General features: G+C 72.4%; 12 protein-coding genes. 7 read left to right on the top strand and 5 right to left on the bottom strand.

Translation table 11 applies throughout. The annotated features are described in order from the left end of the window. The first annotated feature begins 105 nt into the window (after positions 1-105). The 5 genes from ADL12_RS48285 (at position 106) to ADL12_RS48265 (ending at position 3,352) form a co-directional block, all read left to right on the top strand. Complete coding sequence (locus ADL12_RS48285; RefSeq protein WP_007383480.1) at positions 106-309, top strand: cold-shock protein; 204 nt, start codon at positions 106-108, stop codon at positions 307-309. A gap of 243 nt (positions 310-552) precedes the next feature. Beyond that, positions 553-2,085: a DEAD/DEAH box helicase gene (locus ADL12_RS48280; protein ID WP_062715599.1), complete on the top strand. Its 1,533-nt coding sequence runs from the start codon at positions 553-555 to the stop codon at positions 2,083-2,085. A 79-nt stretch (positions 2,086-2,164) separates the two neighbouring features. Then, the gene (locus ADL12_RS48275; RefSeq protein ID WP_062715598.1) at positions 2,165-2,572 is read left to right on the top strand and encodes a CBS domain-containing protein; all 408 of its coding nucleotides are present in this window, start codon (positions 2,165-2,167) and stop codon (positions 2,570-2,572) included. 57 nt (positions 2,573-2,629) lie between these two features. Then, on the top strand, positions 2,630-2,917 hold the full coding sequence (locus tag ADL12_RS48270) for an SCO5918 family protein (protein WP_062715596.1): 288 nt from the start codon (positions 2,630-2,632) through the stop codon (positions 2,915-2,917). 54 nt (positions 2,918-2,971) lie between these two features. Continuing rightward, entirely contained in the window at positions 2,972-3,352 is a 381-nt protein-coding gene (locus ADL12_RS48265; RefSeq protein WP_062715593.1) for a hypothetical protein, read from the top strand. Between the two features lie 51 nt (positions 3,353-3,403). Here the strand turns inward: ADL12_RS48265 and ADL12_RS48260 are convergent, their stop codons facing one another. Then, on the bottom strand, positions 3,404-5,470 hold the full coding sequence (locus tag ADL12_RS48260; RefSeq protein WP_062715592.1) for an RICIN domain-containing protein: 2,067 nt from the start codon (positions 5,468-5,470) through the stop codon (positions 3,404-3,406). A gap of 312 nt (positions 5,471-5,782) precedes the next feature. On the opposite strand from ADL12_RS48260, the gene ADL12_RS48255 reads away from it, so the two are divergent. Then, on the top strand, positions 5,783-6,781 hold the full coding sequence (locus ADL12_RS48255; protein WP_062715590.1) for a LacI family DNA-binding transcriptional regulator: 999 nt from the start codon (positions 5,783-5,785) through the stop codon (positions 6,779-6,781). A 274-nt stretch (positions 6,782-7,055) separates the two neighbouring features. Continuing rightward, a complete protein-coding gene (locus ADL12_RS48250) occupies positions 7,056-7,613 on the top strand; it encodes a tellurite resistance TerB family protein (RefSeq protein ID WP_062715587.1) in 558 nt (185 codons plus the stop codon). Positions 7,614-7,792: 179 nt separating this feature from the next. Here ADL12_RS48250 and ADL12_RS48245 read toward each other — a convergent pair whose 3' ends face one another. Genes ADL12_RS48245 through ADL12_RS48230 form a run of 4 tightly spaced genes read right to left on the bottom strand, consistent with a single transcriptional unit; the run spans position 7,793 to position 13,882 of the window. Then, positions 7,793-8,515: a maleylpyruvate isomerase family mycothiol-dependent enzyme gene (locus tag ADL12_RS48245; RefSeq protein ID WP_062715586.1), complete on the bottom strand. Its 723-nt coding sequence runs from the start codon at positions 8,513-8,515 to the stop codon at positions 7,793-7,795. Continuing rightward, positions 8,512-10,182: a (2,3-dihydroxybenzoyl)adenylate synthase gene (locus ADL12_RS48240; RefSeq protein WP_062715584.1), complete on the bottom strand. Its 1,671-nt coding sequence runs from the start codon at positions 10,180-10,182 to the stop codon at positions 8,512-8,514. Before ADL12_RS48240 ends, ADL12_RS48245 begins: the two co-directional genes overlap by 4 nt. Next, the gene (locus ADL12_RS48235) at positions 10,182-12,284 is read right to left on the bottom strand and encodes an acetate--CoA ligase family protein (RefSeq protein ID WP_079052689.1); all 2,103 of its coding nucleotides are present in this window, start codon (positions 12,282-12,284) and stop codon (positions 10,182-10,184) included. Before ADL12_RS48235 ends, ADL12_RS48240 begins: the two co-directional genes overlap by 1 nt. Then, complete coding sequence (locus tag ADL12_RS48230) at positions 12,281-13,882, bottom strand: FAD-dependent monooxygenase (protein ID WP_062715582.1); 1,602 nt, start codon at positions 13,880-13,882, stop codon at positions 12,281-12,283. Before ADL12_RS48230 ends, ADL12_RS48235 begins: the two co-directional genes overlap by 4 nt. Position 13,883: the final 1 nt, after the last annotated feature.

Below are 13,883 nucleotides of genomic sequence, written 5' to 3'. Positions count from 1 at the left end.
TGTTTCTTTGCAGAGCTTTCCGGATCTTTCCGGAGGGGTGATCATCGCGGCGACTCGGATCCGTAAAGTGCGGAATCCGGCACTGCCCCCCAAGGGAGATTCAATATGGCATCTGGCACCGTGAAGTGGTTCAACGCGGAAAAGGGCTTCGGCTTCATCGAGCAGGACGGCGGCGGCGCTGACGTGTTCGCCCACTACTCGAACATCGCCACCTCCGGCTTCCGCGAGCTTCAGGAAGGCCAGAAGGTTACCTTCGACGTCACGCAGGGCCAGAAGGGCCCGCAGGCCGAGAACATCGTTCCCGCCTGACACTGACGCGACATATGGCTGGGACCCGCGCTCTTGGGGTGCGGGTCCCAGCTCATTGTTGTCCCCGCGTTCCCGGCGTACCCATTGTTCCCGGAGTACCCGGAGTTCCCGGATTACTGACTGCCCCGGCTTCAGCGCCGAGCGGCCTTTCGCATTCCCTCGGCTCATTCTTGTGAATCCGCGCGCGGCTCGTCATCGCTCGGTCGGACTTCCTCGATACGCCGTATCGAGGAAGGTTCCTCAATGAACCGCACCCGTAGTACAGGCGGCAACTCAGGTCGCCTCCGTACCGGCAGAAATTCCACCCGCTCGGCGGGCAGCGCTCGCGGCAGCCGCTCGCGCGCGCAGGAGACCGGTCGGCAGAGCCCTCGTGCACGCTCCGCCGCCCGACCGCAGGAGTTCACCCTGCCGGTCACCCTCACCGAACCGCTGCCGGCGGTCGAGACGTTCGCCGAACTGAACCTGCCCGACCGTCTGCTGGCCGCGCTCGGCGCCGAGGGCGTCAGCGTGCCCTTCCCGATCCAGGCGGCCACGCTGCCGAACGCGCTCGCCGGACGGGACGTCCTGGGCCGCGGCCGCACGGGGTCGGGCAAGACGCTCGCCTTCGGCCTGGCCGTGCTGGCCCGGCTGGACGGGCAGCGGGCCCAGCCCCGGCAGCCGCTCGCCCTCGTCCTCGTCCCCACCCGGGAACTGGCCCAGCAGGTCACCGACTCGCTCACCCCCTACGCCCACGCGCTGCGCCTGCGGCTCGCCACGGTGGTGGGCGGCATGGGAATCGGCCGCCAGGCGAGTGCGCTGCGCGGCGGTGCCGAGGTCGTCGTGGCGACGCCCGGCCGCCTCAAGGACCTCATCGAGCGGGGCGACTGCCGGCTGGACCAGGTCACGGTCACCGTTCTGGACGAGGCCGACCAGATGGCCGACATGGGCTTCATGCCGCAGGTGACCGCGCTGCTCGACCAAGTCGGGCCCGACGGCCAGCGGTTGCTGTTCTCGGCCACCCTCGACCGCAACATCGACCTCCTGGTGCGCCGCTATCTCCACGACCCCGTGGTGCACTCGGTCGACCCGTCCGCGGGCGCCGTCAGCACCATGGAGCACCATCTGCTGCACGTGCACGACGCCGACAAGCACGCCACCGCGACCGAGATCGCCGCCCGCGACGGACGGGTGATCATGTTCCTGGACACCAAGCACGCGGCGGACCGGCTGGCCAAGCACCTGCTGTCCGTCGGTGTGCGGGCCTCGGCCCTGCACGGCGGCAAGTCCCAGCCGCAGCGCAACCGGACGCTCGCCCGGTTCAAGGACGGCCAGGTCACGGTCCTGGTGGCCACCAACGTCGCCGCCCGCGGGATCCACGTCGACGACCTCGACCTCGTCGTGAACGTCGACCCTCCCGGCGACCACAAGGACTATCTGCACCGCGGCGGCCGTACCGCCCGCGCCGGTGAGTCCGGCACCGTCGTCACCCTTGTCCTGCCGCACCAGCGTCGCGCGATGGACCGTCTGATGGCCGACGCCGGTATCACGCCGCGTTCCGCCCGGGTCCGCCCGGGCGAGGCCGAACTGCAGCGCATCACCGGCGCCCGGACCCCCTCCGGCGTGCCCGTGACCCTCCCGCCGGCGGTCCCGGAGCAGAGCGAGCGCCCGAAGTCCGCCGGCCGCGGTCGGCGGGGGCAGTCTGCCGGCCGTGGTGAAGGCGGGCGGGGTGCCGGACGCGGCGGTGGCGGACGTAGCACCGGACGGTCCCGTCGCTCCACCCCGAGGAACAACCCGTAGCCCAGGCATCGGGACTCACTCCCGACGGTCGGGGCCGGCCTTCGCCCGTCCTGCCCGCCCCGACGAAGAGGAGAAGCCCTTGACGCCGATTCCGCCCCGCACACGGCAGGCCGGCACGCCGGACGGCACCGGCCTGACCGCCCGGGACGCCATGCACGCTCCCGGGCCCCAGGTGGACGACCACATGACCGTCGACGTGGCCCTGTCCGTGCTCATCAGTGCCCGTGCCCCGCACCTGCTCCTGAAGGACGCCGACGGTCGGTGTGCGGGTCTGGTCACCCGGGCCCAGCTCTCCGCGCACCGCGGCGGCTCGTCGTACGGCGACCGGACGCGGCTGCGGGACATCCCGCTCGACCGCGGACCGTTCACCTCGTCCGTGGCCGTACTCAGCGAGGCGGAGGACGCCATGCGGGTCCGCACCCTGGACGTGTCCCCCGTGATCGACGAACACGGCTACGCCCTGGGCGTCCTCGCTCTCATCTGCTGACCGCCGCGCGCGGTCGGTCCCTTCCGGTGTTCCTCGCCCAACTCTGTGGAGGCATCCATGCGCTGTGTCATCGCCCGTTTCCCCTTCGACCTGATCAAGAGCGAGGTCGAGCACTCGATGAGCGGCATCACGCCCGAACCCGTCGTCGGCGTGGCCGTGACCATCGACCACCGCGTCTACCCCGTGATGCAGGTCGGGGAAGTCATCACCAAGCAGAACCGCCGCGACTTCACCGCAGGTGAGATGCGCCGGGCACTGACCCGACTCGGCTTCACCTGCCACGATGCGCCGCCCGCCGAGCCGGCCCGGGATGCGCGAGCCGACGAAGGTGCGCTGGGCTGGTGACGCCTCGGCTCCCGGCGCGCCCCGGCGCCCGTCATCGGGCTAGGCTCGTGAGACATGACTCACCCTGACGACCTGCTCGTCGCGATCGCCGCGATGGTGGAGTCGCGGCACAGCAGCCAGATGTCCCTGACCGTGGTGGTCCCGGGAGCCGTCATCACGGGACGGTTGGCCCCGGAAGCCCTGTGGAAGGAGCGGGTGGCCGAAGTCCTGCGGGACTCCGAGCACCTGGGGCAGTTCGCCGCCGCGTTCACCTCGCCCCAGGACGCCGGCGACCGCCGGCCGGAGCACGGTGACAAGCCCACCCACCTCCACTTCCACGTCGCCCGGATTCTCCAGGGCAGCTTCGGCATCCCCGACACGGGAGGCATGTACCGCGTCGCACTGGCGGACGTGAGCGCCTGGACCATCGGGGACATCGGCTATTCGGACCAGTGAAAGCCCCCGGCTCCTCCCCCTGCGCGTGGGGAGGAGCCGGGGGCTGACGCGCTACTCGGTGCGCGCGGTGTCGTCACCCGTCACGTCGGTCACCGTCCAGCGCTGGTTGGCGCCGGAGTTCGCCAACCACACGCCGACGGAGGCGCCGTCGCTCGTGGACTGGCCCCCGACGTCCGCGAGGCGGCCCGTGGCGGCGTTGACGAGGGTCCAGGTGCCGTCGCCGGTCGACGACATGATCCACTGGGCGGCGCTGTCGCAGGTGCCCTCGTCGGGCTCGGCCACCAGGGCGCCGTCGCGCACCGCCAGGCGCTTTCCTGCGGTCGCCTCCGTGAAGGCGTACCGCTTGCGGTTGTCGGTGCCGCTGATCTGCTCGAGCCTCCACTGCTGACCGCTCGGGTCGGAGGCGTTGGCGCTCTTGATGACCAGGCCGGTGCCGTTGTCGGCGATGGTGAGGTCCTTGCCGCTCTGGACGCCGGTCAGCCGGTAGGTGTGCCCCTTCTGCAGCTCGGCCGCGTCCGCGGCGACCCCGGACACGCCCTTGACCAGGAAGGACGTCACGGACTGGGCGGGCACGTTGACGGTGGCCTGCTTGCCGGTGACCCGGACCGCCTCCTGCTGCTCCAGCTTGCCGTCGGCGCTGGTCACCACCGGGGTGACGGTGGCACGGGAGGAGATACGGCCGAACTTCGACAGGTCGAGGGTGACCTCTCGCGCCTCGGTGGTGCTGTTGACGTGGACGACGGTCGCCGCGTCGCCCTTGCGGGAGACCGCCACGGTGCTGGAGGTGTCGTTCGTCTTGATCAGCCGGTCGCCGGGCTTGATGTAGTGGGTGAAGTTCCGGGCGGTGTCGAACTTGGTGTTGGTGTAGATCGGGCAGGATTCGAGCGTGTCCTTCGAGGTGCAGCTGAACGACAGCTGGATCTCGCCCCAGTTGCCGCCCTTGGCGGACTCGCCGCCCGGCTTCATGTTGTCGTAGTCCTCGACGGGCTGCCAGAACACCCAGGCGCGGGGCTCCAGTTCGCGCAGGTCGTCGACCATGCGCTGGGCGAGGCCGAGGCCGGGCCGCATGTCCGTGAAGCTCTGGCCGTCGCCCCAGTCGCCCTCGACCTCGCTCATCCACAGCGGCTTGTCGGCCGCCTTGGCCAGGTCGCGCACGGTGGTGCGCTGGCTGGTGCCGTAGGTGTGGACGTTCATCTGGCCGACGAGGTCGCGGACCTCCTGGGGGTAGGAGTTCCAGTTGGTGGCGAAGGTGCCGGGGTTGGTCTCGTCCATCGCGGAGATCTCCGCGTCGGTACGGGACTCGGCCAGGGTCGGGGCCAGCGCGCGGATCACCTTCTGCTGGAGCTCGGGGCCGATGTGGGCGCCCTCCTGACGGCCGCCGACGGGCTCGCCGTCCGCGCCGAGCTTGGTGCCCCAGTAGTTGGTGTTCGGCTCGTTGAACGGGTCGAGGGTGTCGACCTCGATGCCGTGTGCCTTCTCAAGGCGTTCGGTGGCGCCCACCAGGTACTTGGCGAAGTCGTCGACGGACTCGGTCTTGAGCTGGTCCTTGCCCGCGTCGAAGTTGCCGGAGACGTAGCCGCTCTCGGTCATGAACCACGGCGGGGAGTTGCTGAAGGTCTCCCAGTGGGTGATGTCCTTCTTGATGCGGTCGACCCACCAGCGCTGCGTCTTGTCGGCCTTGTTGTTCCAGTCGGCGGGGTCGTCGGCGTCCCACCAGTCGACGTCCTCGCGGGTGGTGCCCGCCGGGGCCTTCCACCAGCCCTCGACCGCGCCGCCGGCCCGCAGGTAGTCCTTGACGTCCGGGGCGTTGCCGCCACCGATGTTGTAGCGGGCGATGTTCAGGGCGAGGCCGTCGTCCCCGAAGAGGAGCTCGGCCAGCTTCTCGCGTATCGCGGGCGGGTAGTCGCCGGTGGCGTTGGCGAACCAGACCAGGCTGGTGCCCCAGCCCTCGAACTTCTCGTGCTTGTAGGAGGGGTCGGGCCGGACGGTGACCGCGGCGGCGGCCTGGGTCGTCTCGGCGTGCGCGGCGGGCAGCGTGGTCGTGGCCAGGACGGTTCCGGTCGCCAGGGTGACGCCGATGGCCCCCAGGAGCCTTCTCTTACGGGTGCGGTCTGCCATCTCGAGTACTCCAGCTCTTCTGCGTGCCGCGCGTCCCGGCGGACGCAGAGATCGGGGCCTACGTGGTGCGACTGGTACGGGTTCGGTGTCTTCTCGTACGATTTCGACTAGGCAATGTTTACGTAAACATCCACTGGCGGGATGTCTACACTGTCCGAATCTCAGGGGTCAAGGAGTAGTTCCGGACCGAAATTCGCGCGGGTAGTGCGGCCAGGGGACGAGGGGCAGGTGGGCGCAGTGGACGGTGGGAGAGAACCCGTGGGCACGAGCCGTACGAGAAAACGTGCCGCCCGCCCCCGCCAGGGCGCCTCCATGGCCGACGTCGCCCAACTCGCCGGCGTCTCCTCCCAGACGGTCTCCCGCGTCTCCAACGGCTTCCCCGGCGTGACCGAGGAGACCCGCCGGCAGGTCCTGGCCGCGATGCGGGAGCTGGGCTACCGGCCCAACAGCGCCGCACGGGCGCTCAAACGCGGCGAGTTCCGCACCCTCGGCGTGATCACGTTCTCCCTCTCCACCATGGGCAACATCCGCACCCTGGAGGCGATCGCGACCTCCGCCGCCCAGCACGGTTACGCCGTCACGCTCCTGCCCGTCGCCGTCCCCACCCAGGACGAGGTGAACGGCGCCTTCTCCCGGCTCGGGGAACTCGCCGTGGACGCCGTCATCGTCATCATGGAGATCCATCTGCTCGACGCGGCGACGGTCTCGCTGCCGCCCGGCGTCCAGGTCGTGGTGGCCGACTCCGACGCCGGCGACCGCTACACCGTGGTCGACACCGACCAGGCGGGCGGCGCCCGCGACGCCGTACGGCATCTGCTGGACCTCGGCCACGACACGGTGTGGCACCTGGCCGGCCCGGAGGACTCCTTCGCCGCCCAGCGCCGGGCCAACGCGTGGCGCTCCACGCTCACGGAGGCAGGCGCGGTCCCGCCGCCCCTGGTGCGCGGCGACTGGTCGGCGGAATCCGGCTACCGGGCCGGCCTCCGCCTCGCCGAACAGCCCGACTGCACCGCGGTGTTCGCCGCCAACGACCAGATGGCACTCGGCCTGCTGCGCGCCCTGCACGAACGCGGCCGGAGGGTTCCCGACGACGTCAGCGTCATCGGCTTCGACGACATCCCCGAGTCCGCGTCCTTCCTGCCCCCGCTGACCACCATCCACCAGGACTTCGCCGAAGTGGGACGCCTCTGCGTCGAGGGCGTCCTCAGCAAACTGCGGCACACCGGCACCGCACACGGCACCACCCTCGTCCCGACCCGACTCGTGCAGCGCCGGAGCACGGCGCCGCGGGCTGAGCGCCGGGGCGGCTAGGACTTCTCGTGCGCATGCGCCACCGCCCCCCCCCCGTTCGGGGAGGCGGCGGGCCCCCCCCCCAAAACCCCGGCTGGGGGCGGGGGGGACAAGAGAGGGGCGGGCCCCCCCCCGCCAGTCCACGTACACCGCAACCGCACCACCCGGCCGGTATTCGATCGGTGATCGGTGATCGGTGGCTGGAACTTCGGCGGGCTCGCAGGAGTTGCCAGGAGGACGCGCGGTACTCACGCGGACGACCGGAACGACACGGGCTCAAGCCGAGGTGGCACGGATGGCGATGTGGGATCGGATCAAGGACCAGGCGAAGGGTCTGCAGCAGCAGGCGCAGGGGGCGCGGGGCGCCTCCTCCGGTGGACACGGCCGGCCGGGTTCGGGGTCCTCCGGGGGATCCAAGGCCCAGCTGGTGAACACGCTCAAGTCCCAGCTCACCTCGCTCAAGACGGAGTTGAAGAGCGGCGCCTACCGGGACGCCAGCATGGCCATGTGCGCCCTGGTCGCCGCGGCCGACGGGCATGTCGACCCGGCCGAGCGGCAGCATGTGGAGTCGCTGATCCTCAACAACGACGTCCTGCAGAACTTCCCGTCCGAACAGCTGCGGCAGCGCTTCAACAAGCACGTCGACCAGCTGGCGTTCAACTTCCAGCAGGGCAAGGCCGAAGTCCTGCAGGAGATCGCGAAGGCCGCGAAGAAGCCGACGGAGGCCCGGGCGGTCGTACAGACCGGGTTCGTCGTCGCGGGTGCGGACGGGTACGTCGCTCCGGCGGAGGAGCAGGCCCTGCGCGAGGCGTGCTCGGTGCTCAACCTGTCACCCCAGGAGTTCGGCCTCTGACGGCCGTCTGGCCGTCACCTGAAGGGCACGGTTCACGGCCAACGGCGGCCAGGGGTACAGGGCGTCACGCAGGGTCGCTCCCGTCGACGTACTCCATCACGAGGCACGGCAACTGGGCGCCATACAGAGGGTCGCAAGCCAGGGCCGGAGGCAGGGGGCGGCAATGCGCCGCCCCCTGGTCACAGCCACGCGGGCAGGGCGACGAGATCCGGCCGCGCCGTGCGTCCGGTTGCCCAGGCCAGCAGGTCCGCGGCCGGGGCCTCGGCGAGGGCGGGCGGCTCGGGGGTGGCCGGGCCCAGGTGCCAGGTGGCGGTGCGGTCGGTCGGGGTGAGGCGGACCGCGGGGCAGCCTGAGCGGGTGGAGAGGGCGGCCGTCACGTCGTCCAGCAGGGTGTCGACCAGGTCGGCGGGCAGGTCCGCGAAGGTCACCCCGGCCGCGAGGTCGATGGCGTGCAGCCACACCTCGCGCACCCGCATCCAGGGGATCTCGGCGGCGGGAATGGTCCGGCCCAGGGCGCTTTTGACCTCGGCCCGCCAGGCAGGCGCGTCCAGGGCGGCCAGCGCCTCGTCCAGTTCCGCGGCCGTGGACTTCAACTGCACACGCAGTACGTCGGGCCCGAGCGCCGCCGAGGAATCGATCTCGGCGGCGCGCTGCTCACGGTCGGCGTACATGGGAGTGACCACACCGGTTCGCGCCCAGGCCACGAGCCGGCCCAGGGCCTCGGCGTTGCGGGCCAGGTGGCCGACGACATGGGCTCGGGTCCAGCCGGGGAGGGCGGTCGGCGCGTTCAGGTCGTCGTCGGTGAGCCGGTCGGCGGCGGAGAGCAGACGGGCCGTGCCCTCGCGCATCCAGGGCAGGGTGACCGTAAGGTCGTGACGGTCCCGGCGGTCCTGGCTCGTCATGCGGTGCTCCCCACGACCCGGGACGCGATGTCCGCCCGAAGCGCCTTCTTGTCGATCTTGCCGACCTTGGTGGACGCCAGCTCCTCGACCACCACGAGGTGCTCGGGCAGCTTGAAGCGGGCGACCCCGACCTCCTCCAGGGCGGCGCGGATCTCGTCGAGCGTCAGGTCGCGCCGGCCCGGTCCGGTGACGACGTAGAGGCAGACCCGTTCGCCCAGTTCCGGGTCGGGCATGGCCACGGCGGCGACCTGGCTGACGTCGGTGAGCCGGTAGACGAGGTTCTCGATCTCCTCCGCGGAGACCTTCTCCCCACCCCGGTTGATCATGTCCTTGTCGCGGCCCTCGACGACGAGGTTGCCCTCCGGGGTGAGCCGGCAGATGTCGCCGCTGCGGTACCAGCCGTCGGCGGTGAAGGCCCGCTTGTTGTGCTCGGGGGCCCGGTAGTAGCCGCGAGGGGTGTAGGGGCCGCGGGTGAGCAGGGAGCCGGGCTCGCCGCCGGGGACGTCCCTGTCGAGTTCGTCGACGAGCCGTACCTCGTCGTCCGGGCACATGGGGCGCCCCTGGGTGGTGCAGATGACGTCCTCGGGGTCGTCGAGGCGGGTGTAGTTCAGCAGGCCCTCGGCCATGCCGAACACCTGTTGGAGGGTCGTGCCGAGGACCGGGCGGATACGGCGGGCGAGTTCGTCGGCGAGCCGGGATCCGCCGACCTGGAGCACCCGCAGGCTGCTCATCTCCTGCGCGCCGTGCCGCTCGGCGTGTTCGAGCCAGCGTCCGGCGACGGCGGGGACGACGGCGGTGTGGGTCACCCCCTCCGCCGCGACGGTGGCGAAGGCGCGGACCGGTTCCGGGCTGGGCAGCATGACCACGCGGCCGCCGGCCAGCAGGGTGCCGAGGATTCCGGGGCACGCGAGGGGGAAGTTGTGTCCGGCGGGCAGGCCCACCAGGTAGACGGTATCGGCGTCGACGCCGCTGACCTCGGCGCTCACGCGGGCGTTGCAGGCGTAGTCGTCGTGGGTGCGGGCGATCAGCTTGGGCAGACCGGTGGTGCCGCCGGACAGCAGGAACACCGCGACGTCGCGGCTGCCGGGGGCGGCGGCGTCCAGCCGCGCGCGGTCGGCCGCCGGATCCTCGCCGGGCGCGCACAGGGCTCGTAGGTCCAGGCTGCCGGCAGCGATCTCCTCCCCCGCCACCAGGACGTGCCAGGGTCCGGGGAGCTCCTTGCCCAGCTCGTGCGCGAGCGCCTGGTGGTCGAAGTCGCGCAGCCGGTCGGGTACGGCGATGGCGGCGGCCTCGGAGTGGGCGGCGAGGTAGGCCAGTTCGAGGCGGCGGTGGGCGGGCAGCGCCATGACGGGGACGATCCCGGCGCGCAGGCAGGCCCAGGTCAGGACGGTGAACTCCCAGCCATTGGGCAGCTGGACCAGGATGCGGTCCCCGGCGGCAAGGCCGAGGTCCAGCAGGCGGGCGGCCGTCGCGTCGGCGCGGTCGGCCAACTCGGCGTAGGTCAGCCGCAGTTCGCCGTCGACGAGCGCGGTGACGTCGGGCGAGCGCTCGGCGCTCTCGCGCAGCAGGTCGCCCAGCGGGCGGCCGGCCCAGTACCCGGCGGCCACATAGCGGGCGGCGTCGGCGTCGGGCCAGGGAACCGTGCCTTCGCTGATGGGTGCGGCCATCAGTCACCACCTCCGGTGCAGTGGCTTGAAGCGGCGATACATACAGCATCCAGCGCCACGAGGCCCTGGGCGGTCAGCCGCAGTGGGTTGATTTCGATCTCGGCGAGTTCGGGGTGGGCGACGAGCAGGTCGCCGAGGGCCTCGACCACCTCGCCGAGCGCGAGGTGGTCGAGGGCGGGACCGCCGCGCCAGCCGTCGAGGAGGGCGCGTCCGGCCAGCTCGGCGGGCATGCCGGCGGCTTCCTCGCGGCTGAGCGGGGCGAGGCGGAGGGCCACGTCGGCGAGTGCCTCGGCGGTCGTACCGCCCAGGCCGGCCAGGACGACGGGGCCGAACACGGGGTCGCGGCGGGCGCCGACGACGAGGTCGACTCCTGCCGGTGCCATCGACTCGACCAGGAAGCGTCGGGCTCCCGCCGCTTCGAGCGCGTCGAGGGCGGTGTCCAGCTCCTGCGGTGTGCGGACGCCGAGGCGGACTCCGCCGATCTCGGTCTTGTGCAGGACGGCCGCGTCCAGGAGCTTGACCGCGACCGGGCCGGGCAGTTCGGCGAGCGCCCGGTGGGCCTCGGTGCGGTCGGCGCAGGCGCGGCGCGGCATGGTCGATACGCCCAGGCGGTCCAGGAGTGTCTTGGCCTGGTCCTCGTCCCAGGGTCCGGGGCCCACGTCCGGGCGCGTCGGGGCGACCGGGGCGGCCTCGGCCGTCGTACGGCTGCGGGCGCGGGCGTCGGCCAGCAGGGCGCCGGTCATGGCGGCGAGCCCGTGCGGGTCGCCGGTGACCGGGACGCCCCGGTCGAGCAGGGCACGGCGCACGCGCCGTACGCCGTCGCCCGTGCCGCCGACCGCCAGCAGCAGCGGCACGCTGTCGCCGGCCGCCGCCACGGCCTCGACCAGGTCGAACGCGCCCGGCTCGTGCAGCGCGTACCCGGCGATCAGGTCCACGGCCGCGTCGGCGGCCACCGCCTGGAGCACGGCGGCGAAGCCGGGGCCGGGGCGGCCGGTGTCCACCGGGTTGGCCTGGTAGGTCAGCGGGGGCAGGACGGCGGCGAGTGCGCGCCGAGTGTCCTCGGCCAGCTCGGGCACGGCGGCGCGGCGGCCCCGCAGCTGGTCCAGGAGCAACAGCCCCGGCCCGGCCTGCGCGGTCACCACGCCCACGCCCGGGTCGGCGGACGCGGGCAGTCGTACGAGGGACAGGGCGCCGACCGCGTCGACCAGTTCGCGTTCGTCGTCCACCAGCACGGCTCCCGCCTGGGCGAGGGCGGCGCGGGTGGTGCGCCAGGAGGTGGCGAGGGCGCCGGTGTGGGAGGCGGCGAAGGCGCCGACGTCATGGCGGCCGACGACGAGCGCGACGACCGGGCGGGTCGCGGCGAGCCGGGCCACCGCGTCGGTCAGCCGGCGTCCGTCGGCGACGGACTCGAGGTGCAGGGCGACGGCGCTGGTGTGCGGGTCAGTGGTCAGGTGCTCCAGGACGTCGGCGGCCGTGACGTCCACGCCGTTGCCGAGCCCGACTGCGAGGCTCACTCCGTGTCCGGCCTCGGTGAGCAGGAACGCCAGCGCGTGGTTCACGCCACCGCTGGCCGCCACGACCGCGATCCGGCCGGCGGGCACATCGGCGGCGCCCGGCACGAAACTCGCCGTGAGGCCCGGCGCGAGGAACCCGGAGGTGTTCGGGCCGAGCAGCCGGATGCCGGTGCGCGCGACCACGTCGGCCAGCTCACGCTGGTACCGCTCGCCCTCCGGTCCGGCCTCGGCGAACCCGCCCCCGTACACCACGGCGGCCCGCGCCCCGGCCTTGGCAGCCTCGGCGACGGCGTCCGCGCAGGCCCGGGCCGGGAGGCAGACCAGTGCGAGGTCTACGGGTCCGTGCTCGGCGGCCTCGGCGACGGAACCGTAGATCCCGGCGGACGGCTCGGGCCGCCGCGCGTTGACCAGCGCCACATGCCCGGAGAACCCGGCGACCGAACGGGCCAGCGCCGCACCCAGCTTGCCCGGGTCGCGGGAGGCGCCGATGACGGCGATGCCGCGCGGGGCGAAGAGCACACCGAGGTCCTCGTCGGTGGCAGCGCCCGGTGCCGTTTCCGGCGCTTCGTGCTGTACCGCGTCCGTCATCGGGCCACCTCCCACGCCGCCACCGTCTCGGCAGCCCCGCCCACCAGATCCGTCCGCCCGGACAGCACCGCCGTCACCGCGCGGTCGCGGTCCATCGCATCGTCCACCAGGAGCGCGGGCAGGCCGTGGTGCAGGCGGGTCCGCTCGGTGAGCAGGGCGCGGGTGTGGGCCGTACCGCCGTGTACGGCGACCAGCAGCGGACCGGCGCCGGCGAGGTCGGCGAGGAGCGCGTAGGCCGCGGCGAGGCCGGATTCGTCGTCCGGGGCCGTGATCCGGGCGCCCCAGTGCCCCGGTGTGTCGGGCGCGGACGCCCGCAGGGGCAGCGGGTCTCCGGTGCCGCCCACCGCGGTGGTGCCGTCGGGCTCGACCAGCATGACCCGGCTGGGCAGCCCGCCTGTGCCGAGGTCGAACGGGGTGTCCAGGGGTTCGGCACCGCCGTGGTGCGCCTGCCACCGGTCGTGGCTGTCGCGGACGAAGTCCGGTGCCCGCCGGGCCAGCCGTGCGTCGGTGATGCTGCGGGAGAGGAAGTGGTAGGCGAACTGCCAGGGCTCGAAGGCGTCGTGGTACTCGCCGAAGTGCTCCCACCAGCCCAGACTGGGGCGGGCCGCGCCCTGGATCGCCTCGACCGAGGGACGGGCCGCCGCCTCGTAGGCGGCCAGCGCCGCCGGGAGGTCGTCGCCCTGCTTGGTGAGGGCCGCCGCGAGCGCGATCGCGTCCTCCATGGCCATCTTCGTGCCGGATCCCACGGAGAAGTGCGCGGTGTGCGCGGCGTCGCCGAGCAGGACCACCGGGCGCGGCTCGGTGGCGTACCAGTGACGGGTGCGCCGGGTGCGGAAGTTGCCCCAGCGGGAGTTGTTCACCAGCAGCCGGTGTCCCTCGATCTGCTCGGCGAACAGCTCCTCCAGGTACGCCTTGCTGGTGAGGTCGCTCGCTCCCGGTGGCTGGGTGACGTCGAACGCGTCCAGCCCGGCCGCCCGCCAGGACTCCTCGTCGGTCTCGACGATGAAGGTGCTCACCTCCGCGCTGATGGGGTAGCCGTGCACGGCGAACACACCGTGCGGGCCGCGTTGGTGGACGAAGGTGAGCCCGTCGAACATGTAGTCCGTGCCGAACCAGATGAACTTCGCCGTCGCCGTCTCGACCGTCGGCTCAAGGCGTGCCTCGAGCGCCGTGCGGATCCGCGACGACGTGCCGTCTGCGGCGACCACGAGGTCGTAGCCGGCCAGGTCGTCGAGGCCGACCTCGGTCTCGAAGCGCAGGTCCGCGCCCAGGCCGCGCGCCCGCTCCTGGAGCAGCGCCAGCAGGGTGCGCCGGACGATCGCGGCCATGCCGTTGCCGCCGCAGCGGATCCGCTCGCCCTTCAGCCGGACCTCGATGTCGTCCCAGTGCCGGCCGTGCGCGTCCAGCGCCTCACGGAGCACGGGGTCGGCCGCGTGGATGCCGGCGAGCGTACGGTCGGAGAACACCACGCCGAAGCCGAACGCGTCGTCGGCCCGGTTGCGTTCGAAGACCGTGACCTCGACGGACGGGTCGGCCTGCCGGATCAGCGCGGCGAAGAACAGCCCTCCGGGGCCGCCGCCGACGACAGCGATGCGCATG

Origin of the sequence: Streptomyces regalis (assembly GCF_001509475.1) — a bacterium.
Taxonomy (GTDB): Bacteria; Actinomycetota; Actinomycetes; order Streptomycetales; family Streptomycetaceae; genus Streptomyces; species Streptomyces regalis.
Note: the sequence above shows the minus strand (reverse complement) of the source record. Positions and strands in the feature narration are given on the sequence as shown.